Origin of the sequence: Pseudomonas sp. RSB 5.4, assembly GCF_037126175.1 — a bacterium.
GTDB lineage: Bacteria > Pseudomonadota > Gammaproteobacteria > Pseudomonadales > Pseudomonadaceae > Aquipseudomonas > Aquipseudomonas fluorescens_H.
This window is the reverse complement of the sequence record NZ_CP146986.1, coordinates 1,661,360-1,686,515: the sequence shown is the minus strand read 5'-3', so window position 1 is coordinate 1,686,515 and position 25,156 is coordinate 1,661,360. Positions and strand designations below refer to the sequence as shown.

General features: G+C 61.7%; 25 protein-coding genes. 9 read left to right on the top strand and 16 right to left on the bottom strand.

The window, feature by feature from the left end; all coding sequences use genetic code 11:
• Positions 1-258: 258 nt before the first annotated feature.
• The 4 genes from V9L13_RS07445 to V9L13_RS07430 all read left to right on the top strand — a co-directional run bounded on the left by V9L13_RS07445 (position 259) and on the right by V9L13_RS07430 (position 2,898).
• Positions 259-609: a hypothetical protein gene (locus V9L13_RS07445; RefSeq protein ID WP_003225079.1), complete on the top strand. Its 351-nt coding sequence runs from the start codon at positions 259-261 to the stop codon at positions 607-609.
• Between the two features lie 98 nt (positions 610-707).
• Positions 708-1,106 (top strand): type III secretion system chaperone, encoded by a 399-nt coding sequence (locus V9L13_RS07440; RefSeq protein WP_201137606.1) that lies wholly within the window; start codon positions 708-710, stop codon positions 1,104-1,106.
• 126 nt (positions 1,107-1,232) lie between these two features.
• A complete protein-coding gene (locus V9L13_RS07435) occupies positions 1,233-2,579 on the top strand; it encodes a pectate lyase (RefSeq protein WP_338802053.1) in 1,347 nt (448 codons plus the stop codon).
• A gap of 1 nt (position 2,580) precedes the next feature.
• Positions 2,581-2,898, top strand: coding sequence for an HrpW-specific chaperone (locus V9L13_RS07430; protein WP_338802052.1), 318 nt, complete (start codon positions 2,581-2,583; stop codon positions 2,896-2,898).
• A 54-nt stretch (positions 2,899-2,952) separates the two neighbouring features.
• On the opposite strand, the gene V9L13_RS07425 is transcribed toward V9L13_RS07430, so the two are convergent.
• From V9L13_RS07425 to sctW, 13 genes are all read right to left on the bottom strand, one after another.
• Positions 2,953-3,564 (bottom strand): aspartyl/asparaginyl beta-hydroxylase domain-containing protein, encoded by a 612-nt coding sequence (locus V9L13_RS07425; RefSeq protein ID WP_338802051.1) that lies wholly within the window; start codon positions 3,562-3,564, stop codon positions 2,953-2,955.
• 74 nt (positions 3,565-3,638) lie between these two features.
• Positions 3,639-8,600 (bottom strand): AvrE-family type 3 secretion system effector, encoded by a 4,962-nt coding sequence (locus V9L13_RS07420; RefSeq protein WP_338802050.1) that lies wholly within the window; start codon positions 8,598-8,600, stop codon positions 3,639-3,641.
• Between the two features lie 114 nt (positions 8,601-8,714).
• The gene (gene sctU / locus V9L13_RS07415) at positions 8,715-9,806 is read right to left on the bottom strand and encodes a type III secretion system export apparatus subunit SctU (protein WP_338802048.1); all 1,092 of its coding nucleotides are present in this window, start codon (positions 9,804-9,806) and stop codon (positions 8,715-8,717) included.
• Positions 9,803-10,603, bottom strand: coding sequence for a type III secretion system export apparatus subunit SctT (sctT, locus tag V9L13_RS07410; RefSeq protein ID WP_338802046.1), 801 nt, complete (start codon positions 10,601-10,603; stop codon positions 9,803-9,805). The genes sctU and sctT overlap by 4 nt, the downstream gene beginning before the upstream one ends.
• 1 nt (position 10,604) lies before the next feature.
• Positions 10,605-10,865: a type III secretion system export apparatus subunit SctS gene (gene sctS / locus V9L13_RS07405; RefSeq protein WP_003225065.1), complete on the bottom strand. Its 261-nt coding sequence runs from the start codon at positions 10,863-10,865 to the stop codon at positions 10,605-10,607.
• 7 nt (positions 10,866-10,872) lie between these two features.
• On the bottom strand, positions 10,873-11,526 hold the full coding sequence (gene sctR, locus V9L13_RS07400) for a type III secretion system export apparatus subunit SctR (RefSeq protein ID WP_338802044.1): 654 nt from the start codon (positions 11,524-11,526) through the stop codon (positions 10,873-10,875).
• On the bottom strand, positions 11,523-12,554 hold the full coding sequence (sctQ, locus tag V9L13_RS07395) for a type III secretion system cytoplasmic ring protein SctQ (RefSeq protein WP_338802043.1): 1,032 nt from the start codon (positions 12,552-12,554) through the stop codon (positions 11,523-11,525). Before sctQ ends, sctR begins: the two co-directional genes overlap by 4 nt.
• Position 12,555: 1 nt before the next feature.
• Complete coding sequence (locus V9L13_RS07390; protein ID WP_338802042.1) at positions 12,556-13,107, bottom strand: type III secretion system HrpP C-terminal domain-containing protein; 552 nt, start codon at positions 13,105-13,107, stop codon at positions 12,556-12,558.
• Positions 13,104-13,556, bottom strand: coding sequence for a type III secretion protein (locus tag V9L13_RS07385; protein ID WP_201137614.1), 453 nt, complete (start codon positions 13,554-13,556; stop codon positions 13,104-13,106). The genes V9L13_RS07390 and V9L13_RS07385 overlap by 4 nt, the downstream gene beginning before the upstream one ends.
• A complete protein-coding gene (locus tag V9L13_RS07380) occupies positions 13,543-14,898 on the bottom strand; it encodes a FliI/YscN family ATPase (protein ID WP_338802041.1) in 1,356 nt (451 codons plus the stop codon). The genes V9L13_RS07385 and V9L13_RS07380 overlap by 14 nt, the downstream gene beginning before the upstream one ends.
• The gene (locus V9L13_RS07375; protein ID WP_338802040.1) at positions 14,898-15,830 is read right to left on the bottom strand and encodes an FHA domain-containing protein; all 933 of its coding nucleotides are present in this window, start codon (positions 15,828-15,830) and stop codon (positions 14,898-14,900) included. Before V9L13_RS07375 ends, V9L13_RS07380 begins: the two co-directional genes overlap by 1 nt.
• Positions 15,831-15,842: 12 nt before the next feature.
• Entirely contained in the window at positions 15,843-17,936 is a 2,094-nt protein-coding gene (sctV, locus tag V9L13_RS07370; protein WP_003225053.1) for a type III secretion system export apparatus subunit SctV, read from the bottom strand.
• Positions 17,933-19,042, bottom strand: coding sequence for a type III secretion system gatekeeper subunit SctW (gene sctW / locus V9L13_RS07365; protein WP_338802038.1), 1,110 nt, complete (start codon positions 19,040-19,042; stop codon positions 17,933-17,935). Before sctW ends, sctV begins: the two co-directional genes overlap by 4 nt.
• Positions 19,043-19,307: 265 nt before the next feature.
• On the opposite strand from sctW, the gene V9L13_RS07360 reads away from it, so the two are divergent.
• Positions 19,308-19,865 (top strand): sigma-70 family RNA polymerase sigma factor, encoded by a 558-nt coding sequence (locus tag V9L13_RS07360; protein ID WP_003225048.1) that lies wholly within the window; start codon positions 19,308-19,310, stop codon positions 19,863-19,865.
• A complete protein-coding gene (locus V9L13_RS07355) occupies positions 19,862-20,410 on the top strand; it encodes a GNAT family N-acetyltransferase (RefSeq protein ID WP_226499285.1) in 549 nt (182 codons plus the stop codon). The genes V9L13_RS07360 and V9L13_RS07355 overlap by 4 nt, the downstream gene beginning before the upstream one ends.
• Positions 20,411-20,487: 77 nt before the next feature.
• Here the strand turns inward: V9L13_RS07355 and argP are convergent, their stop codons facing one another.
• Positions 20,488-21,414 carry an HTH-type transcriptional regulator ArgP gene (argP, locus tag V9L13_RS07350; protein WP_103483496.1) on the bottom strand — a complete coding sequence of 309 codons (927 nt, stop codon included), beginning with the start codon at positions 21,412-21,414 and terminating at the stop codon, positions 20,488-20,490.
• A gap of 99 nt (positions 21,415-21,513) precedes the next feature.
• Between argP and V9L13_RS07345 the strand changes: the two genes are divergently transcribed.
• Together V9L13_RS07345 and V9L13_RS07340 are read left to right on the top strand one after the other, a co-directional pair.
• A complete protein-coding gene (locus V9L13_RS07345) occupies positions 21,514-21,924 on the top strand; it encodes a hypothetical protein (protein ID WP_262141790.1) in 411 nt (136 codons plus the stop codon).
• A gap of 66 nt (positions 21,925-21,990) precedes the next feature.
• Positions 21,991-22,275 (top strand): hypothetical protein, encoded by a 285-nt coding sequence (locus tag V9L13_RS07340; RefSeq protein ID WP_003225039.1) that lies wholly within the window; start codon positions 21,991-21,993, stop codon positions 22,273-22,275.
• Positions 22,276-22,307: 32 nt separating this feature from the next.
• Here the strand turns inward: V9L13_RS07340 and V9L13_RS07335 are convergent, their stop codons facing one another.
• Complete coding sequence (locus tag V9L13_RS07335) at positions 22,308-22,676, bottom strand: hypothetical protein (protein ID WP_338802037.1); 369 nt, start codon at positions 22,674-22,676, stop codon at positions 22,308-22,310.
• 274 nt (positions 22,677-22,950) lie between these two features.
• Between V9L13_RS07335 and V9L13_RS07330 the strand changes: the two genes are divergently transcribed.
• Entirely contained in the window at positions 22,951-24,129 is a 1,179-nt protein-coding gene (locus V9L13_RS07330; protein WP_338802036.1) for a sugar transporter, read from the top strand.
• Between the two features lie 50 nt (positions 24,130-24,179).
• On the opposite strand, the gene V9L13_RS07325 is transcribed toward V9L13_RS07330, so the two are convergent.
• Positions 24,180-25,109, bottom strand: coding sequence for a LysR family transcriptional regulator (locus tag V9L13_RS07325; RefSeq protein ID WP_007963542.1), 930 nt, complete (start codon positions 25,107-25,109; stop codon positions 24,180-24,182).
• Positions 25,110-25,156: the final 47 nt, after the last annotated feature.

Here is a 25,156-nt window from a genome sequence, read left to right as displayed (position 1 = left end):
ATCGTTTTTTCGCCGTCCTGCCCAATGGGTGGCCGGAAAAGGATGTAGCGTCCGACAAGGAAGGTGACGAGATGAAGTTGTGCCAGGCCATTATTGTGGCAGCGAGTCTGCTTTTGTTGAGCGCTTGTACTTTAATTCCAGAAGCTTCATGTGGTTCAGGTGATTGTCAGCAACTTGGCGCCAATAATGCCGAGTTGAATGTCTGGTGGTCTCCCGCACTACGGGATGGCGGCGGCGAATACAGTACGGTGTCTCTGAATGACTGAAACGATTTTGCAAAGTACCGATCAACAGGATTTTCTTGCGCGCATCGGCGAGAAGCAGGCCAGTGCCTGGCAATGGGCTCCGGGCATTGAGTTCGTGTGTCGCAAGGAGAGCCTGGGCTGGGGCCTGGCGCTGAATATCCAGCGTCAGGCACAACGTCCTGATTTGTTTTCGGACGCGCTTAAACGGCGTTTCGAAAATGTTGAATCCTACGACGGTTACTACATTTGCCTGGATAGCCAGCACACTTTCGTGGTCTGGCATGAACTCAACAATGAATATCAAGGAGAACAACTACAGGCGTTACTTGCTCAACTCTTGTCGCTGGCCGGGTTGAAACACTGATTTCGCAATGTTTGTTCTGAACGGAACTCCTCGTCGTTGTTTTTCCACTCATGTTTCGTACCGGCAGCTGTCCGGCGAAATCAACTACAGGAAAAGCAATGGCGAACTCCGAGTCCATCATCCAGCGTTTAATTGCCCAGTTGGCCAGCCAATTGGGCACGCCACTTACCTTTCAGCGCGGCGTCTGTGCGTTATATGACCGCGACCATCTTCAAGCGGCTGTCATCGAGTTGCCGGAACACAGCGAAACCGTGGTTTTGCATTGTCGCCTGGGCACTGCGCAACCGGGCGCGGAGAACCTGCAACGTCTGCTGAGCATGAACTTCGATGTCGCGACTTTGCGCGGCTGCTGGTTGGCCCTGGATCAGGGCGACGTGCGCCTGTGTACTTCCCGTGAACTGGCTCGACTCGATGAAGACACCTTCGGTGGGCTGGTGCAGGGCTTTATTGCCCAGGTACGGGAAACCCGTGTGAGTCTGGCCCGTCTGCTCAATTGATCGACGAAGGAACTGCCTGTCAGCGCCGGCCACACAGAGGGCGTGTCGCCGCACAGTGCTGCGGCGAGCACGGTGGATCGGAGGCCATCCCGGCCTCGATCCGGACTCTCTCAGCAACGGGGTACGATGCAGATGGCAGATTTCAGTGTTTTTTCAGGGCTTTCACAGAGTGGGTCGGTGGCCGGTTTGTCGCTGGATCAGAGCACGCTGCCAGGTCAGAACGCGCCGTCCGGTGCTTCCGGGTTGCATGATCTGGCCAGCATGCTGGCCGAGATGTTGCTGGGCTCATCGTCGGGCAAGGAAGCCGGCGCCTCCGACCAGAGCGCCGGCGATGATTTGCTGCAGAAGCTGCAAGGGTCGGGCAAGGACGGGCAAACCGCCACCGAGGGCAGTGGCGGCGAGTCGTCCAAAGAGTTGCTGACTCAGGTCTTGATGGCACTGTTCGAGAAGATCCTCGGCGGCGACGGTGCTCAGGGCGGTGACGGCGCACAGGCCAAGGGTGTGGGGGGCACGCAAGGGGCTGGCGCTGGTTCGAGCCCCGAGGATCTGGTCAATACGCTGATGAAGAGCCTCGGCGAAGGCTCCCTGAACAGCGCGATCAGTCCGACTGCAGAGGGCGGCGGACAAGTGTCCGGCGACGATCGACTCAAGGAACTGCTGGAGATGATCGCCCAGTTCATGGACAGCCACCCGGATACCTTTGGCACACCGGGAGCCGACGGTGGTGGCACATCAAGCAAGGGCGGCGCACCGGTAACCGGCAACACTGTGCCGGTGCCGGACGCTGGTGTCAGCCCGAACCCGGAAGCTGGGGCACCGGTTCTGGACAACAGCGGTGCAGCGCCGGTGATGTTCCCGACCGCTTCGAGCAACCCGACCGTGGTCAACAGCACCATCAAGGTCGGGCCGGGCGAAGTGTTCGACGGCGGCGGCAAGACCTTCACTGCCGGTGCCGCACTGGGCGACGGTGGTCAGGGCGAGTCGCAGAAACCGCTGTTCGAACTGGCTGAAGGCGCCACTTTGAAAAACGTGATCATCGGCGAAAACGGCGCTGATGGCGTGCACGTCAAGGCAAACGGCGAGGAGCCAATCAACGTGGATAACGTGCACTGGACCAATGTCGGCGAAGATGCCCTGACGGTGAAGGACGGCGGCGCCAAGACCACCCACCTGAACATCACCAACAGCAGTGCCCAGGGCGCGGCGGACAAGATCTTCCAGCTCAATGCCGATGCCAACGTCAATGTCGACAACTTCAAGGCCAAGGATTTTGGCACCTTCATGCGCACCAACGGTGGTCAGCAGGGCAACTGGAACCTCAATCTGAGCAACATCAGCGCCGAAAACGGCAAGTTCTCCTTCGTCAAAAGCGACAGCGAGGGTTTGAACATCAGCACTCACAACATCGACCTGAAAAACGTGCAGAACGCTTACAGCAAGCTGCCTGAGTCGACCCGGTTCCAGGAGGTCTGACATGAGCGCCCAGCCTTCAATCCCGAGCAGTTGGAAGGCGCTGGTTCATGGCAATGGCGAGCTGGATGCCCGTCAGCGTCAGGCGTTTGAACAGGCCATCGCTCTGGTCAGTCAGAGCTTGCGGGTGAGCCTCGAAAAACCGGCGATTCGCCGCAGCGAGCGCTTCAGCCTGCCGCGTTACATCGACAGCCTGGAACAGGATTTCCAGGCGCATGGCGCAACGGATCAATTACAGCAGGCAGCCGCGTTGACGGCCTACTGGATTGTCCGTTTGCTGGCTGAGCGTTTGCAGGAAGCGAACGCTCAGCCGCGCCGCTAACGGCCACCATAAACAACGGGCACCTGGTGACAGGCGCCCGTTTTTTATTGCGCTTCAGTGCTGGGCCTGCAGGCGTGCCTGCTCGAATTCCAGGTAAAGGATCGTGCGCGGTGCATCGCTGGCATTGACCACAAAATGATCCTGCGAGCCGTCGAAGATCACCGCCGTGCCGCAACGATGCTGATAAAACTCGCCGGCAACGTTCAGGTAGGCGTAGTTGCGTTCGGTGGCCGCGCCCAGGGTCAGGTGCATTTGCAGCAGGCCTTCCTCGCAGACCTCGGGATGACGGTGAGTGCTGAGCCAGGCGTGAGGCTCCAGTCGAGCGAGGGCGGCGACCTTGAGCCCGGCCAGCGTTTCGAGCAGCGCCACCGTGCGCGGCAGTGCCGCCCGGGCGGGAGGCAGTACCTGATCGCGGAACAGCAGCGGGTATTGCACCCAGTCGCGGTTACCGCCGGCGTCGCCCCAGCCTTTGAGCCAGCCATAGTGGCCGCCCTGTTGCAGGTGCGTGGTGACTTCGTGGTGAATCTGTTCATGAGCCTTGTCAGTGCGGTCGATGTCGAGCACCGGCGCTTGCAACGTCAGCACCTCGTGCTGCATCAACGGCCATTGGGCGGCCAGTTCGGCCAGTGGCGGAAAATCGTCAAGGGGATAAAACGCAGGACGCATGTGGCCTCCTTGGAGAGTCTGGATAATCGCTTGGGGAAAAAGCCGTGGCCACGCGGGCCACGGCGAAGGCAGGTTCAGCTCTTGAGTTGCAGGCCGTCTTTCTTCAAGGCATCCACCGTAGCCTTGAGCGAAGCCCCAGGCCTTGAGAGTTCGCCGTCGAGGAAGTAACTCTTGGGGGTGTCCTGATCCTGGCCATAGCTGAAGTTGATCTTGCCCAGCGTCTTGTTGACGTTGAGCGAAGCACTGCTGCTGTAGCTGACCAAGGGCAGCGGCGAGGTGAAGCTCTCGGGCTGGTTGACGCTCTGGAACACGGTGATGGCCTTGATCCGCATGTTGTCGCGGTCGCTGAGCAGCGCCGCCAGTTCCTTCTGCGACAGGTCGCCTCGGCGGCTGCCTTCATCGATGCGGTCCTGCACCGAGTCCTTGAGTTCAAGGCGCACTCGCGCCAGGGTGCCCGGCGTGCCTTGCAGATCCTTGACCAGGGCCTTGAGCGTCGGGTCCTGACCCAGCAACGCCGAGACGCGCTCAGCGTTGCTCGGCGAGTGCATCGGGCTGACCAGACTCATGACCTTGGACACCACGCCTTGCTCGTCCAGACGCGAGAGGTTGGTGTAGGAACTTTCAAAGCGTCCGCCGTCGAGCAGGCTGCGTCTGGCCTCCGCCGCCTGTTGCTGCACGCCGGCCCGCTTGAGCGCGCGCAGGGCTGCGTATTGCTCGTCGTTTTCCGCCGGTTTGTCGGCGAAGTGTCGCTGCAGACCGTCCAGTTGCTTTTGCAGTTTTTCCTTGGGGCCGAGGCCTGCGTAGTCGGCATGTGCGGTATCGGCCAGTCGCGTCAGTATCTGTTGTGACGCCGGATCCTTGAACGCGGCGCCGAGGCTGCCACCGAGTTTGCTCAGGTTGGCACTGGTCAGCGGTTCGGCTTCCTTGAAGGTGAATTTGACGCGTTTGCTGGTCTTGTTGTCGACGTTGACGGTCGCACTGCCACCCAGTGGCGCGACCACGCCCTGCGAGGCGCCGGACGGCTGGGCATTGCTGCCGGCGAGCTGGGCGCGGGCGAACAGTGAACCGCCGAAGCTGTTGAGCGCGCGCGGACGGTTGCGGCTGCTTTCCTGCAACTCGCCCTTGTTGCTGTGCTGGTCGAGGGAGTAGTTGGTGTAGTTGAGCAGGTTGACGTTGACCGTGCCGCCGACACCGAGCCGTGCGGCGGCGGATAACGGCGAGCTGTCCTTGTCGCTGATGCCAAGGGCGACGCGCATCTCGGCGCTGGCGCTGGCATTGACGTCGACGTTGAAACGCAGGCCTTTCTGGGTTTCGTGATCGACGCCTTTTTTCATCACTTCAAGCGGACTCATCTTGCCGCTGAACAGGTTGTCGACGAACTGATCGATGCCTTCGTCAGGCACGGTGAACACCACGCCGTCACGCTGAGTGCGGGTGGCGGTGCCGGTGACATCCACGCCCAGGCGAAACGCCGGGGTCAGTTGCCGATCATTGCCGATATCAACCTTGGTGAACTTGTCCACTTCGCCGGCCTTGAAGAACCCCGGCCAGTAATCCTTGCCGCCACCCACGCCACCGCTGGCCATCCCGGAGCCTTCACGTTGCAGGTACACGGTCACGCCTTTGTCGCCACGCTCGGCGTTGAGGTTGTAATTGCGCCCGCCACCCACCGCACCGCTGGGCCACGGGCCCATGCCCTTGTTGGCCAGCGACACGAACGGCGTGCTGAGGTTGAGTCCGTAGCTGCGTTGCAGGGCAATTTCGTCGTCGGGGTGTTCGAGTTGCTTGAGCGCCGACTTGAGCTGGTCCGCCAGTTCCGCCTGGGTCTTGCTGCCGGTTGCGGCCCGCAGGTTGACGCTGGTGGCGTGGTCTTCCTTCTTGAACCCGTTGAGGAAGGCCTTGATGCCGTCGTAGGACGCTTCGAGGTTGGCGTGATCGGTGAAACCCATGTCGGTGATCTGCTTCACCGGATGTTCACCGTAGGTCTTGTCCCGCAAATCGCTGAATTGCTTTTTCAACTGCGCCAGCTGCTGGCTGTTGTCGGCGTCGGGGCGGAGCATTTCCACCTTGCCCAGCAGGTCGCCGAGGTCCTTCAGCGTCACCACGTCCAGCGCCAGCCGGGCTTTGGTCAGTCCTTGGCTGTCACTGGCGTCACGGCGTTGCCCGAGGGGAATATCGGCCTTCTGATGAGAGAGCTTCATGCCGTTGTCCTGCAGGGTCTTGAGCAGGGCGCCGGTGGGATTGTCCGCTGACGGTGCAACCTGCTTGAGTGCGCCTTGCACCTCCTTGAGCAGGTCATGACCTGAGCTGGCGATATTGAGTTTTTGCCCGAGGTTTTCCAGTTTCATGCTCAGTTGCGTGCGTCGTGATGCCGGCGCCAGTTCGCCGTGGATGTTCAGCAAACCCTCCTTTTGCTGCAGCAGTTTCGACTTGCCGTGCTGCTGGCCCAGATGCCGGGTGGCCCGCAGGCTGTTGTCCTCCAGCTCGCCGCGCAGGGATTCGAGATCCTGCAGCAGGTCGGCGCCTTGCGGGCCAAGATCGAGCTGACTGATCCGCGACTTCAGATCGCGCCCCGGCGGCGCGGCGGGCTGATCGTGATTGAGAATTTCCAGACGCTTGAACAACTCGCCTTCGGACTTGTACAGCGGACGCAAACCTTCGCGGCCGTGGTGGTGATGCTGGATGTGGTTACCGATATTTTTCAGTACCCGCGGGGTTTCCAGCGTCGGTTTGAAAATGTTGGCGCGGATGAATTCACGGGTGGGTGCACGGTTGGAATTTTCCACGTTGCCACGGCCCATGAAGTTGGCATTCAGGCGTGCGGTGAGGCCGGTACCGGGAATTCTTGCGGTTTTCTCGCCGCCGCGCACTCGCGTGAACAAGTCGCTGAGGGCGTTATGGTCGGCCGGGCGCAGTGTCACGGGTTGCCAGGTCTGGCCCTTGAGCTGCAAGGGTGGTTGCTCGGGGTTGTCCCTGACGGTCACGTTCAAGCGATTGTCATCGCCGGTGCGGATACTTTGCAGCCGTTGTCCGGCCGGCAGCGGCACGGGTTTCCAGCTGGCCTCAGGGCGCGGTTGGTCGGGCTTGGCCTGCCAGTCATCCTTGGCCAGAGTGAACAGTTTGCCTTCGGTGGTCAGCGCATGCAGGTTGTGATTTTCGTCCAGTGCCAGCGAGGCCACGGTGCCTTCCAGATCGAGGCGGCTGAGGTCGCTGCTGGTGCCGTCGGGATGATGCGCGGTCAGGCGCTGGTTGCTGTCCTGGGCGACAAACTGCTTGTCGTTGAGCATCGCGAATGCAGTGATATGGCGCTCTTCAAGGCCGGCCAGCGGCTCGCCCAGTGCAACCTTGGTTGAGCGCGGCGGCTGGTTCAGGGTGTGGCTGCCGCCGACGTTGACGGTGTTGTAATGGGGGCTGACATCGAGCTTTTTCAGCTGCCCGTCCTGCAGCAAATAAGCTTTGCTGTCGATACCGCGCTGCAACTGCTCGACGTCCTTGATGCCGGTGTCCTTCCAGTCCTGACTGGTGGAGTCCCAGCGCTGGACACGCTGATCGCTCAGGCCCACCCGGCCCAGCCGATCAAGGTCGAAGGTCTGCGCCGGCGTTGGCGCGGCACTGCCGGGCAGGCCGCGCTTGTTGTCCAGCACCAGCGCGTCACTGAGATTCCAGCCATCCTTGAGGCGCAGATTGGGCTCGTCCAGCGCATGGGTGTGGGTCTGCCCGGCGCGATCGCTGAGCAACACCTGCAAACCGCCCTGATTGTCATGGAGCAAACCGCTGACCTGATGTTTGCCGCCCAGGCGTTCACCTTCGGGGTGGAAGTGCTCCTCGGGCATCAGTTGCAGGGTCGACGATTCGGCATCGATATCCGCGCGCTTGACGCTGTACAGACGACCTTCAGTGTCGCTGACGAACAAGCGCTCAGGGCTCAGGCCGATGTGCCTGGCTTCGGCCAGGCCCCCATTGAGGATCAGCGTCTTGCCGGCGCCGGTGGCCGGGGTTTCCTGTGCCAGATCGAACAGGTGCAGGGTGCGGTTCTGCTCGCCACTCAGGGTCGCGACATGCTGATCGGCGCCGACTGAAAAGGCCTTGAGTTGCGGAATTTCAACGTGCGGTACATCGCGGCTGGTGAGGTCCACCAGATGATCACCGATCTGTCCATACAACTTGCCGTTGCCCTGACTCGACAGATGGCTGAACTGCATGTCTTCGCTGCCCGGCGGCGTACTCCAGGTGCGGCTGGCATGATCGAACTCGTAAAGCTTTTCTTCGTGCAGACGCATGGGCTGACCGTCGCGATCCTGATGGATTCCGGTCAGATGGCCGAGATGCGCGCGGCCAATCGTGTCCAGTGCGTTGCCGGTGTTGACGCGTGCTTGCTGGTCTTGCAGGACCAGTGTCGGTGACTGACCTTTGCCGGTTTCCTGCGGGCCGGCCGGCTGGCTGCTGCGCAGCATTGTCACGGCGATCGGCGTCTGTTTGATGTGCAGCAAATGGCCTTGGGGCTCCAGCAGCAGATGGTCCTCGCCATTGCGGTCACTGGCGCTGGCCTGATAGTGCTGCCCGGATCGGGTCAAGGTGCTGTGCAGCAGATCGGCCACCGCAGCGGGTTTGAAATCACTGAATTGCGGCTGGCCCTTGGCATCCAGATGTATCTCCGGCGACTTGTCTTCGCCCGGCGTGCGGCGCTGAATGCGCTCTTCCTGGCCATTGAAGTGCGCGGCGTTGTTGCGGCTCAGTCGCGGCGTTTGCCCGGTGTTGCCGGCGCTCGAAGACGAGGCCTGCGGTTCGCTTTCCAGTGCAGCCGACGGATTGGCGTTGCTGGCCGAGGAGGAGGGGGCCGACAGGCGAGGCGTCGCCTGGGTGTCCTGTTTGACATGGCCGACCAGGTTCAGCAGGCGTCGACCCAGATCTCTCAAGGTGTGACTGCTGCGCTGGGTCGGTGCCTGCGGCTGTTGTTCCAGGCCCAGCGGGTTGTGGGTGGCCTGCGGGAGGGGCGCCAGCGTCGGCGACGCCGTCCGTTGAATCGATGACTCCATGGGAGAGCTCCAGGTCATGGACTGACACGGCGGGGTCGTTACGTCCGCCTTGGGCGTTCAGGAAAAATTCCTTTGCCCTGAGTGGCCGGCGCCGAGAGCTGGTTCCTTGGTGGTTCAGTAGGGTGTGCCGGGCATTTCAATGGTCCGCTCCTGCAGCTGATCGTCGAGCTCACGCAGCAGGCGATAGACCTGAGCCACCGCTTGCAGGGTTTCACGCGGGATGAACTGGCCGACTTCGCTGCGATACAGCGTGCGCGCCAGCCACACGTAACGAATCACCGGCACACCGGCCGCCCGGGCGCGCTCGATCAGCTCCCGCGCCTCGGCATCGTGGCCTTTGCCGATGATGCGTGGCAGCGGGGTTTGCTGCGGGCGATAGAACAACGCCACGGCATAGTGGGTCGGGTTGACCAGCAGCAAGTCGGCTTCTTCCACCGGCGCCTTGGCCGCAGCCGCGCCGGCCGGCTGCTGGAGCATTTCCCGGGCCAGCGACTTGCGGTGCGACTTCATGTGCGGGTCGCCTTCCATTTGCTTGAATTCCTTGCGCAGGTCTTCGTGACTCATGCGCTGACCCTTGATGAAGAAGTACTTCTGCAGGGCGAAGTCCACCACCGCCAGCACCAGCAGCAAACCCAGGCAGATACGCGAGAGGCGGCGAAACAGGGCGATCATGGCTTGCCAGTAAGTGTCCAGGTCGGCACTGGCCAGACCGATCAGATCGCCCAGCGCCGGCGGCAACACCAGGTACAGCACCACACCGATCAGCAACGCCTTGCACAGGCTGTTGAGCAGGTTGAACAACTGGCGCGAAGAGAACATCTGCTTGAACTGATTCAGTGGATTGAGCCGCTCGAAATCCAGCTTGAGCGCTTCGGGCGCGAACAGCGGCCCGAACTGCACCCAGCCACCGATCAGGCGCATGGCCACGGCAATCCCCAGCACTGGCAGCATGAACAGCAGCAAGTCCCAGCCGGCCTTGGTCAACACCTCGCCGACGCCGGCGCCGAATGGCCGGCCGATCTGCTGCAGGGGCAGGTTCATCAGCGCCTTGAGCCTGGCGATGCCGCCGTCGGCCAGCCCCAGGATCAGCTCGAGCAGTGCGCCGAAGATCAGCAGTTTGGGCACGTCCTGGCTTTGGCCTACCTGACCTTTCTTGCGGGCATCGGCGAGTTTTTTCGGCGTAGGCTGCTCGGTTTTTTCGCTCATGGCGTGGCCTTGAGCAGCAAGGGCAGCAGGTGTTTGAAGTCGCCCAACTGCGCCAACTGGCCCTGGCCGAGCCAGCACAGCATCGGCAGATAGAGCACCAGAAAGCCCAGACCGACCAGGCTTTTTGCCGGCATCGCCAGCGTCGACACCTGCAACTGCGGGCTGTACAGGCTGAGAATCGCCATGCCGAACTCGATCAGCAACAACAAACCCACCAGCGGCGCGGCGTACAGCACCATGCAGCGAAAGGTGCTGGCGAGCAGTTTCAGGTAAAGATCCCAGCCATCCGCAGCGGGCATTGGCAGCCAGTGATTGGCCGGCCACACCGCGTAGCTGTCCCAGATCACCTGCGTCAGCGCGGCATAACCGCCGCCGAGGATCAGCAACAGAATCAACAGCTGCTTGAACATGTGCCCCAGTTCCGAGGTGTTGTCGCCCAATGCCGGGTTGATCTGGCCGCCGATCAGCGCACCGCGCTGGTTGTCGAACAGGCAGCCGATGGACTCAAACATCCAGAACGGCATCGCCAGCAACAGGCCCAGCAGCAGGCCGATCAGGCTCTCTTTCAAAACCAGCCCGCCAAGGTCGATCCAGCCCAGGTCGTGACCGGCCAGACTGGCGCGGATGCCTGGCATCGGCACCAGCGCCAACGCCAGGACGATGGCGTGGCGCAGCATGCCCTTGATCTCGCGAAAGGCGAACGCCGGCACCAGAAACAGGCAGGGATAGAGGCGCGCCATGCCTAACGTCAGAGCGAGGATGGATTCGGAGACTTCAGTGAAGGCCGGCTGGAACATTTCAGGCCCTCGTCTGCGCGATCATGCTGAATGCCAGGTTGGCCAATTGCATCAACTCGACGCCAATCCAGCGCCCGGTCAACGCCAGAGCGATGCCCACTGCGACCAGTTTGATCGCGAACGGCAGGGTCTGGTCCTGCAACTGCATGACCGCTTGCAGCAACGAGGTCAGCACGCCGACGATCACCGCCACGATCAACGGCGGCGCCGACAGCACCACCACCAGCAACATTGCCTGCTTGAACAGCGTCAATGTATCCATGGCGCCCTCACAGGTAGCTGTAGAAAAGGCCATCGAGCAGTCGTGTCCAGCCATCGACCAGCACGAACAGCAGGATCTTCAACGGCAGGGAAATGGTCATCGGCGCCACCATTTGCATGCCCAGCGCGAGCAGGATGTTGGAGACGATCAGGTCGATCACGATGAAGGGCACGTAGATCAGAAAACCGATCTGGAACCCGGCCTGCAACTCCGAGAGCACGAACGCCGGGACAATCAGCAACAGGTCGTCGCGGCTCGCCTTGGCCGCCATCGGCGCCGGCCACATGCGCTGAGTGTTTTCCAGCAGATGGGTCTGGATGTCTGGATCGACATTGCGTGACATGAACAGGCGCAACGGCTCCAGCACCTGGGTGCCGGCGCTTTGCATGGCGCTGAAGTTGTCCATGCGTTGCGGCAACTGCCGGAAGCGCTGGCCCATGTCGATGAACACCGGCGCCATGATGAACAGCGTCGCCGCCAGCGCGATGCCGTACAGCGCCATGTTCGGCGGTGCCTGCTGCACACCGATAGCGTTGCGGGTAATCAGCAGCACCATGGAAATCTTCAGGAACGCGGTGCAGATCATCATCAGCAGCGGCACCAGCGACAGGGCGCCGAGGAACAGGGCGAGGGTCAGCGGGTCGACATCCTGCACATTCACAAGCGCGGCTCCAGCCGGGTGATCTGCAAGCCCAGACGGCCTTCGATGTCGACCAGTTCGCCCTGCGCCAGCACCCGCTCGCCGTGGCATAACGTGGCTTCCCCCGGGGTGCAGCCGTTGAATCGCAGCACCGAGCCGACCCCCAGATTACGCAACTGGCCGAGGCTCAAGTGGAGGCTGCCGGCACGCAAGGTCAGGGCCAGCGGCAGGTCGTCAAAGCGCGTGGATTCTGCACCCGGCGCTGAGGGCTGTACCTCGCTGGGCACAGGTTGATCGGCGAGGGCGAAGTGATCCAGAGAGGCATTCATCGTCAGGTCTTCCAGTTCGGTGAGGGTGAAGTGCAGGGCAGTGCCCGGCAATTGACGCAGGTGCAGACGGCAGGCGCCGATCTGCAGGCTGCCTTGGCCGTCGGCGCTGAACAGGGCCTGGTGGATAAGCAGAACATCACCCGGTTGCAAGTCGAGTAATTCGCCGCGACTCAGGCTGCAATGTCCCAGCAGCAACGGGATATGCACGGGCCAGATCGGCTCGTTGTCGTTGCCGGGATTGCTTTGCCAGGCCGCGTTTTCGAGCCAGCGCAGCAAGGTCTCGGCGCTGATTCGCAGACGGCTGGTGTGGGTGCCCAGCGTCGCGCCGCGCAGCTCCAGCAGACAGTCCAGCCCCGGCACGGGCGGTGCAATGACCGTTTGCAACGGGCTCCATATCGCCTGCAGTTCAGGGGCCAGATACTGGTTGTACAGCGGCCAGTACCAGGAGCATTGCGTGCTGGCAGTCAGTGGGTCGGCAAGGATCGCCGGGCATGCGGAGATCGCACTCAGCAGTGGTTCTGCGTTGTCCAGCCAGAACCGGCCGCAAACTGATTCGAGCGCTGTGGCGGGCTCGCTATTGAAGGCGGCCGGGGCCAGCCGTAGATGAAGGGTAGTGGGCGCCGGTTGCGTCAGGTTCAGGCACAGGCCCGCGCCCAAACGCTCGCGCACCTGGGCTTCGGCCCACGACAGGTTGCGCAGGCGCAACGCTTGCACGGTCATGTCAAACGCCCTCCCGGTGCAGCCGCAGGCGCACCGCGCGTCCCAATTGCCGGGCAAGCCACGCCGCGCTGGTCTGTTGCAGCGGTTCGACTTGGCGCCACGCATCCGGAGCCATGTGCACGGCGATTTCCAGCGCCGCGCCGTGGTGGATGACATTGACCTTGACCGGGCCAAGGTTGGGCAGCTCCAGATGCGCTTCGAGTACGCCGGGTTGCGGATCATCCAGATGCTGCTCCAGACGTTCCAGCAGTGCTTGCCACCAATCGATGTCGCGCTGCTCCAGTGCCGCCGCACTGTCTGCGGAGGAACCGGAATTCTGCTGCTGCGGCTCCTGAAAACCGGCACCGCCAAAGTCGGCCAGCAGGCCTCGGTCGAGGTTGCCCAGGGTGTCCAGCAAGTGTTCGAAATGCTCGCTCTCGTCACGAATTTCACCGCGCAGATCCTGGCGCCGTTCGGTTCTGGCGGGCCAGGTCGAGGCCGTGGTTTCCTGACGTGGGCGCGGGGCTTCGGGCATACGCGGTGGCGGTTTGAGCGTGGCGTGGCGCGGATTCATGAGGCATCCCGTGCGAGGTCGCGCAAATAGTCGAGTTTCTCCACATCGCGCTGGCGCCGCCGCAATTGCTGCTCGCTGTCCTCCGTCCATTGCTGCTGTTGCCGATGTTCGTCCTGCAAGGCCTGATAGCTTTGCTCGACCCGCTCGATTTTGCGCAGAGCCTGCTGTTCGCCGACCAGCCACTGGTTCATCTCGGTGAGCAGCAGACGCCGATTGACGTGGGCGTCGCGTTGGTCAATGCGACCTTGCTGGTGTTGGTCACGCAGCTCGCGCAGCTCACCGGCCAATTGTTCGAGCCGGCCGTGCAAGGCGCTGAGCACCGAGCGTTGGCGTTGCCAGGCTTGTTCGGCCATGGTCAAACGGTGGCGGCGGATCGGCAGTAGTAGATCGAGCGTCGGTGTCAGGTCGGCATTGGCCGGGGTCTGGTAATCGGAATCAGACTGGAGCATGGGCGGTTACCTGCAGAAGGTGATCCAGGGTTTCATCGAGCGTCACCGGCTCGCGCAGCGATTGCTGGAGGAAGGCCTCGATGCGGGCGCGAGCGTCCACGGCGCAATCGGTCAGCGGGTCGTTGCCAGGCTGGTACTCGCCGAGCTTGATGAGCATTTCCACTTGCTGATAGGCAGCCATCAGTCGGCGCAACTGTGTGGCCCCGTGTTGCTGTTCGGTTCCCACCACATTGCTCATTGTCCGGCTCAGGCTGGCGAGAATGTCCACCGCCGGGTAATGCCCGCGTTCGGCCAGGCGCCGGGACAGCACGATGTGGCCGTCGAGCAGCGAGCGCACCTCGTCGGCGACCGGATCGTTCATCGAGTCCTGTTCGATCAGCACCGAATACAGCGCGGTGATGACGCCGTCGTGGGTGCGCCCGGCGCGTTCCACCAGACGCGGCAACAGGCTGTAGACCGACGGCGGCAAGCCACCGCGCCCGGCCGGCTCACCGCTGGCCAGACCGATCTCGCGCTGGGCACGGGCAAAGCGGGTCAGCGAGTCAATGATCAGCAGCGTCGATTTGCCCTGCTGGCGGAAGCCCTCGGCAATCGCCGTGGCGGTGAACGCAGCGCGGGCGCGCTCCATGCTGCTGCGGTCGGAGGTGGCGCAGACCAGCACGGTGCGGCTGCGCAGTTCGGCATCCAGTTCATGGTCGAGAAACTCACGCAGCTCGCGTCCGCGCTCGCCGATCAAGCCAAACACGATGGCCTGACACGGGGTATTGCGTGCCAGTTCGGCGAGCAGGGTGGTCTTGCCGCAGCCGGCACCGGCGAATATTCCCACCCGCTGGCCTTCACCCAGCGTCAGCAGACCGTCAATGGCGCGCAGCCCGGTGGCCAGCGGTGCTTCGATTCGCGGGCGCTCGCTGGCGGCGGGGGCATCGCGAATCACCGGCAGCGCGCCAATCACCCCGGCCTCGGCAAACGCCTGCGGGCCTTCGCCGTTGAGCGCGCGGCCAAAGCCGTCGAGCACGCAGCCTAAAAGGTGATCGCCGACCAGCAGACTGTGCGGCTGGAACAGTGGTGTGACTCGCGCGCCAATGGCTATCCCGTCCAGCGCGCCGAGGGCCGCCAGCAACGTGTGTTCACGGTCGAACCCGACGATTTCGGCCATCACCTCGCTGCCGTCGGCACGCTGGATCTGGCACAGATCGCCGATCCGCGCCCGGGGCATGCGGCTGTGCAGCAAAATGCCGCTGACCCCGGTGATGCGCCCGTGGATCGCTACCGGTGCGCAGTGTTCGATCCGTTGCCGATGTTGCCCGCACCATTGCTGCAACTGTGCGATGGCATCCTGCATCACCAGCTCACCTCAATGCGCCGATCACCTTCGAACACCACTTGATGTTCGCTGATGCCGACCAGCCGCACGCCAGCCACTTCGTCGCCGAGAAACAAGCGCCGGCCATCGCTGGTCAACACGTTGGGCAAGCGCGCCAGACTGATCTGGACAATGCTGAACGGCAGCAGCGGGGTGGCTTCGGGCAGGTCGCTGAGCACCTGCAACGGGCTGCGATACTGCTGCTCGAAACGCAGCAGCATGCGTTCGGTCGATTGCAGCAGATCGTCCTCGTCGAAACGGCCTTTGAGCAGGATTTTGCCCGGTTGCTCGACGAGGCTGATCCGGCTCTGCAACTCACGCTCGTTGAGCATGTCTTGCAGAACCTGACGGACTTCGGCGGCATCCTTGAGCGCGGTTCGGCCCGGCACTGGCAGCGGCGTCGGCGGTTGCGCCGGGGTGTTGATGCCCCAGATCAATGTGGCGAGAAACAGCAACAGCGCACCCAGCATCAGCAATGGGCCGAGCAGCGAACGCGAGCGAGTCGGGGCGGCTATGTCAGCGTCGCGCTCCGCATTCATGGGCGGCAATGGGGTTTCTGTCGATGCCTGCGGCTGATCTTCAGGCTCTTCCTCGGCGGGCCATTCGGTGTTGGCACTGACCACCGACAACCAGACACCATTGAGGGCAAACGGCGTGCCCGGTTGCAGGGTGGCGATGGCATCGACCTTGTGCCCCTCGCTGTCGGTGACCGGGCCGTCCTTGCGGGCCAGCGACCAGGTGTCGTCGACCAGCCGCAGCAGGCAGTGGCGATCCTTGATGCCGGGGTCGTACAACGCCAGGTCGGCGCTCTGGGCCGAACCGATGCACCATTCGCCACCGCTCAACGGCAGCGCCGCCCCCCGGTGCAAACCGGTGAGCACGCGCAGCTCATACATCATCTCGGGTTTCATCGCATCACTCCGTCAGGCCATCAAGGCATGGGCTTCTTGCAGATCGAGGCGTCCCAGCACCTGTACCTGCACCGAGGACAGCAACTCGGCGAAGGACAGCACCGGAACATGGTTGAATTCATCCCTGAGCAAACCGTGCAACGGGCTGCGCAGGTCCTGCGCCACCAGCAGCACCGGCGCCGGTCGCGAGCGCAGCGGGAAAGCGTGGCGCAGTTGTTCGAGCAGGGCATTGCCCAGTTCCGGTTCGAGGGCAAACCAGGCTTCGTTCTGGCTCTGGCGCAGGGCGTCGCGCAGCAGCACTTCGGTTTCCGGGGTGATCAGCCACGCATTGAGCGCACCTTGTTCGGTGTGCTGGTGGCAGATTTGTGCCTTGAGGGCGATGCGCACGTAATCGGTGAGGGCGTTCAGGTCGCGTTCGTGTTGCCCTTGTTCGATCAGCGTCTCGGCAATCGGCCGCACCGAGCGCAGCGACACCAGCTCGGCGGACAGCCGTTGCAGCACGGCGGCGAAACGCGCCAGGGGCAGGGTACGTTGCAGCTCCTGCGCCAGCTCCGGCTGTTCGCTTTCGAGCCAGCCGAGGATCGCCTTGCTTTCCTGCAGACCAATGAACTGCGGGCCGGTGGCCTGGAAGGCGCGGCTCATGCGTTCGAGGATCAGTTCCTCGGCACTGACCGGCTCGACACTGCTCATGCGCAACAGCGCATGGTCGGGGGCAAACCACACCCATTCACTTTCATCACGCTCCGCGCGCCCCGGCTCGCCGTCGTGCAGCTCCCCGCACTGGCGCAGATGCACGGCTTGCAGGGTTTCACTCCAGGTGGCGCGAATCAGCGGCACTTCGTAGACGCAGAATCGAAATTCGTCTTCGGCGCAATCCTCGCTGAACTCCAGATCGAACGAAGGCAAGGTCAAGCCGAAACGGTGCACCAGGGTGTTGCGTCGCTGGCGAATGCCGTGCAGCAAACGCTCCAGCGCCGCACTGCCTTTGTGGGCGGGATGGAACTGCAACAAATAGGCGCGGGACGGATTGAAGCGGCGGATGTCTTCGCGGCCATTGAGCTCGGGCGCGCCATTGCGGGTGGCGCCGTCGTGATCCTGGAGAATCTGCTTCTGGCGAATGCGCCACAGCTGAATCAGGCCACTGAACAGGCAAATCAGGCTGATGCTGATGAACACCAGACTGGGCATGCCGGGGATCGCGGCAAAGCCGAGCATGCCGATCGAGGAAAACACCCAGGCCTTGGGCTGACTGGTCAATTGTTCGGCGATTTCATGGCCGATGTTGGCGTCGCCGGCCTGACTGTCCGGCGCCACCCGGGTGATGATCATGCCGGCAGTCAGGGAAATCAGCAGCGCGGGAATCTGCGCGATCAGGCCGTCGCCGATGGTCAGCACCGAGTACAGGTGCATGGCGTCGGAGGCCTGCATGCCGTTTTGCAGCACGCCGATGGAGAAGCCGCCGATCAGGTTGATAAAGACGATCACCAGACCGGCGATGGCGTCACCTTTGACGAATTTCATCGCACCGTCCATGGCGCCGAACAACTGACTTTCCTTGGACAGTTGCTCGCGCCGCTGACGGGCTTCACGCACGTTGATCAGATTGGCGCGCAGGTCGCTGTCGATCGACATCTGTTTGCCGGGCATGGCATCCAGGGTGAAGCGCGCGGCGACTTCGGCTACCCGTTCCGAGCCCTTGGTGATCACCAGAAAGTTGACGATGGTCAGGATCAGGAAAATCACCAGACCCACCGCCAGATTGCCGCCCACCACGAAACTGCCGAAGGCTTCGACGATGTGCCCCGCATCCTGTTGCAGCAGGATCAGGCGGGTGGTGGCGATCGACAGCGACAGCCGAAACATGGTGGTCAGCAATAGCACCGCCGGAAACGTCGAGAACGCCAGCGGTCGCGGCAGGTACATGGCCAGCACGATCAGCAGCGAAGAGATGCAGATGTTCAGCGCAATCAGCACGTCGACCAATGCGGTGGGCAGCGGCAGGATCATCATGAACACGATGGCCATGACCATCACGGCGCCGACGATTTCGGTGCGGCGCATCACCGCCAGCGCCAGGCGGTTGAGGGCGTGGATCAGGCGATTCATTGCAGACCTCGCCCCGGCTCGACCAGCCCCATGGCCTGGCGTTCTTGCCGGGCCAGTTGCTCCATCAGGTTATGCAACAGGCGCAGGCCGTTTTGCCGGGTCTTGAGGTCTTTCCACAACACCAGCGGGAGGTTTTGCAGCAGTGGATAGAGGCCGTTGAAATACAGCGGCTGCAAGTGCGGAGCGTTGTCCAGAGTGTCATCGCTGAGTAGCGTCAGGTCGCGGGCGAAGAAACCGTTGGCACAAAAGCGCAGCAGCCGTTTGCTCATGGCCAGCGGCGTCATGCTTTCGCGGCGTTGTTTCTGGCTCAAACGCTGCAACAGGTCGTGGCAAGCCTTGATCAGATTGTTGAGCTGCCCGCAGGAGCCCAAGCCGCGCAACATCGAGCCGAGAACGTTACCGGGCAACGAGGGCGAAAGGGCGGCGATGTCGTCCGCCAGCGCTCGTTGCAAGGTGCGCAGGCCACGGGCGAATTGCTCTTCACTGAAGTGTTCGAGCAGGGCTTCGAGCAGGCTGGCCAAGGGTTGCTGGCCGACGATGGCTTTGTAGTAGAGCTGACGCATCGGCGCCCGTTGCTGCGGGTCGCGGCTGAACAGGGCGATGGCGCTGGCGGTATTGAAGCCCGCTCGGATTTTGTCACCGTGCACCAGACGCAATTCGTCGATCAGCTCGCGCGTGTTCTGCGCCTCGCCGTCCAGACCTTCAGCCAATGACAGGCGCATCGCCTGTTGCAGCAGGATGTCGGTGCGCGCCGGATCATTGTCCGCGACGCTCAGCGCCGCCTGCAGCGACGGCTGCTGTTGCAGTTGCTGCTGCATGCGCCGCGCCTGTTGCTCGAGGCTCGGCTGGTCGCCGTGATCAAGCAGGCGATAGAGCTCGACGAGCTTCTCGATGCGCTCCACGCGCTGCCCTCGGGAAGCATCGCTGATGTGGCGTTCGTCGAGGCTCTTGCTGTGGCGCTCGATGCTTTCGCTGAACTTCAGAGCCACCTCTTCCATGGAGTCGATCAGCGGGTTCTTCGCCGTGGCCGCAGTGGCTTCGGTGCCAAACAGCGGACGCGGCAGCAAGTCCAGTGGCAGGGCATCGTTGTAGTTGGAAATTTTCATGGAGGCGCACGTTCCACCGCTATTCAGGTGTGCAGTGAGTGGCGTTTGCCGGCGTCCGGTTCCCTGGGCGCGAAGCGGCCCGGTTGACTGTGCAAGAACTGGCACAGGCTTTTTGTCGAAAGTGCAACAAATGGCAAAAAACGCGCTTTTCGGTTTTTAAAAGTGTTTAAAAACAATAAGTTATAAAAGTACCAAGGTTGGTACGCTCGCTGCTCTCTATCCCTCCCGCCACTGTCGGCATAGCGTGAGTGATGAGGGAACAAGCGTGGAATCGAGTAGTGTTCAAACGGAAGCGAAAGTCATTGCCGCCATCGAACTGGACCTGGGCGGACTGGCACACAGCAGCGAGAAAAAGCTGCGCGGTTTCATCAATAAGCGAGTGTTCAACCCGGCCGATGTCGATGACCTGATGCAGATGACTTATCTGGAAGCCTGGCGCAACCAGCACAAGTACACCGGGGCGTCGAAACCGGAAACCTGGCTGTTCGGCATTGCCACTAACCTGGTCAGCAATCACTTCAAGAACTTCTATCGCCGGCCGCAGTGCGCGGTGCTGGAAGAGGCGGGCATCGAAAGTCTGGAATATGGCCACGACCCGAGCCAGGTCAGCGAGCACCAGCGCCTGCTCAGGCGCACGCTGGAGGCCATCGACGACTTGTCGGTGGACATGCGCGCGGTGATCGATCTGGTGGTGGATTCCGACATCAGCTATCAGGACGCCGCGCAGCAACTGGGCGTGCCCATCGGCACGGTGCGTTCACGTCTGGCCAGGGCCCGGGGCCAGTTGAAGTGCAGTGTCTACACCGGGAGGGCCAGCGCATGAACGGATTTCGTCATAGCCAACCCATGACCCTGCCACGCGGTGTGCGTGAGTCCTGCGATGCCGACCTGCCGGCGATGATGGAGATCTTCAACGAAACCGCCGGCACGGGTGCCAACTCGCCAGTGACCCGGCCGATGACGCTTGAGGAAGTGACTTTCTATATCAATCTGTACAAGCGCGATGGCCTGCCCGTCTACGTGCTTGAACGCGGCGGCGAAGTGGTTGGCTGGTTGTCGATCAACCGCTTCAGTTGGGGCACCCAGGCCTGCCGCAACACCGGCGAAACTGCCATTTATGTGCGCGCCGATCGCTACGGCAGTGGCATTGGCGTGCGCCTGGGCCATGCGACGGTGATCCTCGGGCGTCAGTTCGGCCTGGAAACCCTGGTCGCCTGGATCATGGCCGCCAACGTGCCTAGCCAGCACATCGTGCAATCCATCGGCGCGGTACTCTGGGCCCGCTTGCCAGGGATCGCCCGGTTTGGCGAGGAGCGGGCGGACGTGTTGCTGTTTGGTCTACCGTTGTTTGAGGATGGGCCGGACTGAGGGCAGATGTGCATCTGCTGCTGTGCAGCGGTGACTCGCGTCGCCGCTGCCGAGGGCAGCCTCGGCAGCGGCGCTGGTTACTTCCTAGACATGGTCGAGCGCTTCACCGGTCCTTTGCTGCTCAAGATCCGTCGTGCGGCATGTACCGCGCGCTCGGAGAGCATTTCCATGCGCGGTGATTGCAGCGCCCACGCATGCCAGTACAGTTCGACATCGGTGAAATGCCCCGGCGCCACATCCACCAGTTCGCGACTTTTCAGCAAATCGCTGACCTGCATATACGGCACCATGCCGTAGCCGAGTCCGCGGCGAATGGCTTTCAGACGAGCCTCTGGCAGTGACAGGTAGTGCGTGGGGTAAGCGTCTGCGTGCAGGCCGAAGCGTGACTGCATGAACTCCGACTGCAGGGTGTCTTTGCGCGAATAGGCAAATACCGGCGCCTTGCGTGCCGCGGCGCGGGTCAGGCCCTTGGCAAACCAGCGCTGCTGAAACTCTGGCGATGCGACCAACTGGTAACGCACCGGACCCAGCAGCTCAGCGAAACAACCGCGCATAGGCTGCGAACGCGTGCCGATACAGCCGATGACCTGGCCGCTTTCCAGCAAGGCATAGGTGTGATCCTGATCGTCGACCACGACGTCGAGCAAAATATTCTCGCTGACGAATATCTCGGCCAGTGCCGGAAAGAACCATGTCGCCAGCGTGTCGCCATTGACGGCAATGACCACGCGCAGGTGATCCTGTTCATCGCCGGTCAGCTCGTTCAGCAGTTCTTCTTCGAGCACGGTTGCACGACGCAGATAGAGCATCAGTTTTCTGCCCGCCAGCGTCGGCTCGCACGGGCGACCGCGCACCACCACCGAGCTGCCCAAGCGAACTTCAAGGGCGTGTATGCGTTGCGACACCGCCGACGGCGTCACGTTAAGACGTTCCGCAGCCTTCTCGAAACTGCCGCTGTCGACTACGGCGAGGAACGCCTGCATCTGTTTTGCGTCGAGTTGCATGGCTGTCGCTCTGGTTAAGTATTTCTAATCGTTACTGAAAGATACTGCGTTTTTCTTCACTTAAACATAGCGCTGCTCAATCATTGCTCGGCGGCGACAGTGAGCGGTTTCAGCCCGCGCAACACACTGCACCGGGTGTCATCCGATTTTCCGAATGACAGCAATGAGGCTTTATTCACAGAGAAAGGTGGGCGTGATGAGCATTCAAATATGCAGCGTCCGATACTTGCCATGAAACTCAATATGATCATCGCTGTGAGCGCCATTGCATTGGTCGGCAACTATGTCTGGCAATCCCACGACCTGAAACTCGGTCCTTATGAGTATCAGGTCTCGGCAAAAACACAGCCGTCCCGCCACACTCATTCCGAGGCCCGTCGGATGGCGCTTAGCGGCGCCGGGAAGAAGTGCGCTTCGCTCGGCAAGCAGATCGACGTGTTTGACGTGCAATCGCGCTTGCCGCTCGATCCCGGGAATGACGTGGCTAACGTGACATTCGTCTGCAAGTGATCGCTGTTTCGGCGATTCGAGCCAGCCAGGAACATTGCAACTTTTAATCTATCGGCGGTACACACCATGAAGTTATTGATGATTGCGTTGCTTGCGACGCTGTTGAGCGCCTGTGTGACATCTGTGCATGACTGGTCCAGACCCGGCGCGAGTGCCGCTGATATCCAGCACGACAAAGCTGAATGCCAGTACCAGGCCAAGGCCGCGACCGCCAGCTACCATTCAAGCCCTGCTGCAAACGATACAACCCACGGCATGGGCAGTGCCGTGGGTGACGGGATCGTCATTGCGGAAAAACAGATCGACCTGACGAATGATTGCATGCGCGTCAAAGGCTACTCAGGGCAATGAGCGAGGCAGATGGTCTCATTCAAGACCTCGCCTTATTGACCGATGCATACCGTGTTGGACTTGGTTCGTGTGGTTTGGCCATCGGCTGATGCGTCACCCTGAACATCGACGCTTTCGGTGGTATTACATTCCTGCATGGCGGGTTTCGCGGTTTTCTGTTGCCACTCCCGATCTTGCTGGGCTTGCCAATCGGCAACGGCTTTCTTGCGTTTCTGGTCGGAGATCATCATGCAGTTTGCAAACGCGGTAGAGCCTTGTACGTAGCCGTAACCGGCGCATGTCTGACGGTCTTCAGCCGCTTGTTGTTCAGCGCTCATGCAACCGCTTAACGTGGCGGCAGCGCTGAATGTCAGGAAAAGGAGGGGAATGATGCGTGCAGCGCAGGTATGAGGCGTTTTCATGGGAATTTCCAGGAAGTGAGGTCATACATTCAGGAGCTGCACGTCCTGGTCCGCTGGCCTGATGCCTGTGCTTGAGGGATCGACGGACACTCGAAAGTGAACGTCGAGTGCTTCAACCCGTTGGACAAGTCACCAAATCTTTATAGTACAGTCGTCATCGAACCACCTGTCGTATGAGGCTTTTCGGCAATGGGTGTACAAAAAAACCGACAGATGGGCACGGATCGCATGCGTACAATTACGCACGATCATCGAAGAGTAATACGACGTTTAAATGAGTGATTCTACGGCGATAAACAACGGCAACTGGTACGCAGTGATTGCCCTGGCACTGGCTGCGTTTGTGTTCAACACCACCGAGTTTGTACCGGTCGGTCTGTTGAGTTCGATCGGCAGCAGCTTCGACATGTCGACCGCGCAGGTTGGCCTGATGTTGACTATCTATGCGTGGGTGGTGTCTTTGACGTCTCTGCCGATCATGCTGCTGACACGCAACGTCGAGCGCCGACGGCTGTTGATCGTGCTGTTTGGAATGTTTATCGCCAGTCACATTCTGTCGAGTCTGGCGACCAGCTTCGGTGTGTTGCTGGTGAGCCGGATCGGTGTGGCGCTGTCGCATGCGCTGTTCTGGTCGATCACCGCGTCTCTGGCCGTACGCCTCGCGCCGCCGGGCAAACAGGTTCAGGCCTTGGGTTTGCTGGCAACCGGTACTTCGCTGGCGATGGTGCTGGGCATTCCCCTCGGCCGCTTGTTAGGCGAGGCCATGGGCTGGCGCACCACGTTCATCGTGATCGCCGGCTTTGCGGCAGCGCTGGTGTTCTGTCTGGCGAAGGTGCTGCCGTTGCTGCCCAGTCAGAACTCCGGCTCGCTCAAGAGTCTGCCGGTGTTGTTGAAGCGGCCGGCACTGGTGGCCATCTATGTCCTGACGGCGCTGGTCGTGACGGCACAGTTCACCGCCTACAGCTACATCGAACCGTTCGTTCTGACCGTAGCGGGCATGAGCGGCGATGTGGTGACGCTCCTGCTGTTGTTGTTCGGTGGCGCCGGCATTTTCGGCTCGCTGTTGTTCAGCTACCTGCACAGCTATAACCCGCAGCGCTTTCTGATCATCTGCGTGTCGTTGCTCGCCTTGTGCCTGGCTTCGCTGTTGCCGTTGAGCGGCAACGTCTCATACCTCGGCGTGCTGAGTGTGTTCTGGGGGATGGCGATCATGGGCTTCGGGCTGGCGTTACAGTCGAAAGTCCTGGTGCTGGCTCCGGACGCTACCGACGTGGCGATGGCGCTGTTTTCCGGGATCTACAACATCGGTATCGGCGGCGGGGCACTGGTGGGGAGTTGGGTGGGGAGTCAGTTTGGCTTTGCTTACATTGGGGTGGTGGGCGGGATGCTGGCGGCGTCGGCGTTGGCGTTTTACTGCCTGTCGCTGTATCGCCTGGCCCGGTCCGTGGCTTGAGTTCAAGGACTACAAGCCGCCGGGCGCATTTCATTTGAAACGTTGCCTGCTCAATGCGCAGGCAACTCGAGACTGTCCGGGTCGCCGAAGAACATCTGAATCCGCGACCGTAACCAACGCTCCCCGGGATCATTATCCTGCGACCCGCGCCACGCCATGTGCAGCTCAAACGTGCGCGTCGGCAACGGCGGGTCTTCCGCCCGCACGCCACCGGCGGCCGTCAGTGCATCGGCGGTGTAATCCGGTACGGTGGCGACGATGTCGGTGCCGGCGAGCAACGTACTCAAACCGTTGAACTGCGGCACGGCCAGCACCACATGACGCTTGCGCCCGAGCTTCTCCAGTTCCTCATCAATAAAACCACTGAGGTCGCCGGCGAACGACACCAGCGCATGCGGGCGCGCGCAATAGTCATCCAGACTCAGCGGTCCGGGCACGGTGTCGGCGCGCAGCAGTTTCGGCTGGCTGCGACGCAGTACCTTGCGTTTGGCGTTGGCCGGCAGGTCAGTGGTGTAGCTGACACCGATGGAAATTTCGCCAGAAGCCAGCAGCCCCGGCATCAATATGTAGTTGACCCGACGTACGACCAGCACGATGCCCGGTGCTTCGGCGCGCAGACGTTTGAGCAGCATAGGCAGCAGGGCGAATTCGACGTCGTCGGACAGGCCGATACGAAATACCGAAGTACTGGTGGCCGGATCGAACTCAGCCGCACGGCTGACGGCGGTGGAAATCGAGTCGAGCGCCGGGGAGAGCAGGGCGAAGATCTCCACCGCGCGGGCGGAGGGTTCCATGCTGCGCCCGGTGCGCACGAACAACGGGTCATCGAACAGGCTGCGCAGGCGCGAAAGCGCCGCACTGATTGCCGGCTGGCCAAGAAAAAGCTTCTCGGCGGCGCGGGTCACGCTGCGTTCGTGCATCAGAGTTTCGAATACGATCAACAGGTTCAGGTCGACACGACGCAGGTCATTACGATTCATCTGGAGTCCTGGCAGAGTCATCAAGCTTGACGAGAGCGGCCATATGA

Bases quoted from the DNA above. Each gene is read 5' to 3' on its own strand.
- V9L13_RS07325 (WP_007963542.1), bottom strand. From the start codon at position 25,109: ATGAATCGTAATGACCTGCGTCGTGTCGACCTGAACCTGTTGATCGTA.
- V9L13_RS07355 (WP_226499285.1), top strand. From the start codon at position 19,862: ATGAACGGATTTCGTCATAGCCAACCCATGACCCTGCCACGCGGTGTG.
- argP (WP_103483496.1), bottom strand. From the start codon at position 21,414: ATGCAACTCGACGCAAAACAGATGCAGGCGTTCCTCGCCGTAGTCGAC.
- V9L13_RS07445 (WP_003225079.1), top strand. From the start codon at position 259: ATGACTGAAACGATTTTGCAAAGTACCGATCAACAGGATTTTCTTGCG.
- sctW (WP_338802038.1), bottom strand. From the start codon at position 19,042: ATGAAAATTTCCAACTACAACGATGCCCTGCCACTGGACTTGCTGCCG.
- V9L13_RS07430 (WP_338802052.1), top strand. From the start codon at position 2,581: ATGAGCGCCCAGCCTTCAATCCCGAGCAGTTGGAAGGCGCTGGTTCAT.
- sctS (WP_003225065.1), bottom strand. From the start codon at position 10,865: ATGGATACATTGACGCTGTTCAAGCAGGCAATGTTGCTGGTGGTGGTG.
- V9L13_RS07380 (WP_338802041.1), bottom strand. From the start codon at position 14,898: ATGCAGGATGCCATCGCACAGTTGCAGCAATGGTGCGGGCAACATCGG.
- sctV (WP_003225053.1), bottom strand. From the start codon at position 17,936: ATGAATCGCCTGATCCACGCCCTCAACCGCCTGGCGCTGGCGGTGATG.
- V9L13_RS07420 (WP_338802050.1), bottom strand. From the start codon at position 8,600: ATGGAGTCATCGATTCAACGGACGGCGTCGCCGACGCTGGCGCCCCTC.
- V9L13_RS07335 (WP_338802037.1), bottom strand. From the start codon at position 22,676: ATGAAAACGCCTCATACCTGCGCTGCACGCATCATTCCCCTCCTTTTC.
- sctQ (WP_338802043.1), bottom strand. From the start codon at position 12,554: ATGACCGTGCAAGCGTTGCGCCTGCGCAACCTGTCGTGGGCCGAAGCC.
- V9L13_RS07390 (WP_338802042.1), bottom strand. From the start codon at position 13,107: ATGAATCCGCGCCACGCCACGCTCAAACCGCCACCGCGTATGCCCGAA.
- V9L13_RS07340 (WP_003225039.1), top strand. From the start codon at position 21,991: ATGAAGTTATTGATGATTGCGTTGCTTGCGACGCTGTTGAGCGCCTGT.
- sctU (WP_338802048.1), bottom strand. From the start codon at position 9,806: ATGAGCGAAAAAACCGAGCAGCCTACGCCGAAAAAACTCGCCGATGCC.
- sctT (WP_338802046.1), bottom strand. From the start codon at position 10,603: ATGTTCCAGCCGGCCTTCACTGAAGTCTCCGAATCCATCCTCGCTCTG.
- V9L13_RS07425 (WP_338802051.1), bottom strand. From the start codon at position 3,564: ATGCGTCCTGCGTTTTATCCCCTTGACGATTTTCCGCCACTGGCCGAA.
- V9L13_RS07385 (WP_201137614.1), bottom strand. From the start codon at position 13,556: ATGCTCCAGTCTGATTCCGATTACCAGACCCCGGCCAATGCCGACCTG.
- V9L13_RS07375 (WP_338802040.1), bottom strand. From the start codon at position 15,830: ATGAAACCCGAGATGATGTATGAGCTGCGCGTGCTCACCGGTTTGCAC.
- V9L13_RS07440 (WP_201137606.1), top strand. From the start codon at position 708: ATGGCGAACTCCGAGTCCATCATCCAGCGTTTAATTGCCCAGTTGGCC.
- V9L13_RS07435 (WP_338802053.1), top strand. From the start codon at position 1,233: ATGCAGATGGCAGATTTCAGTGTTTTTTCAGGGCTTTCACAGAGTGGG.
- V9L13_RS07330 (WP_338802036.1), top strand. From the start codon at position 22,951: ATGAGTGATTCTACGGCGATAAACAACGGCAACTGGTACGCAGTGATT.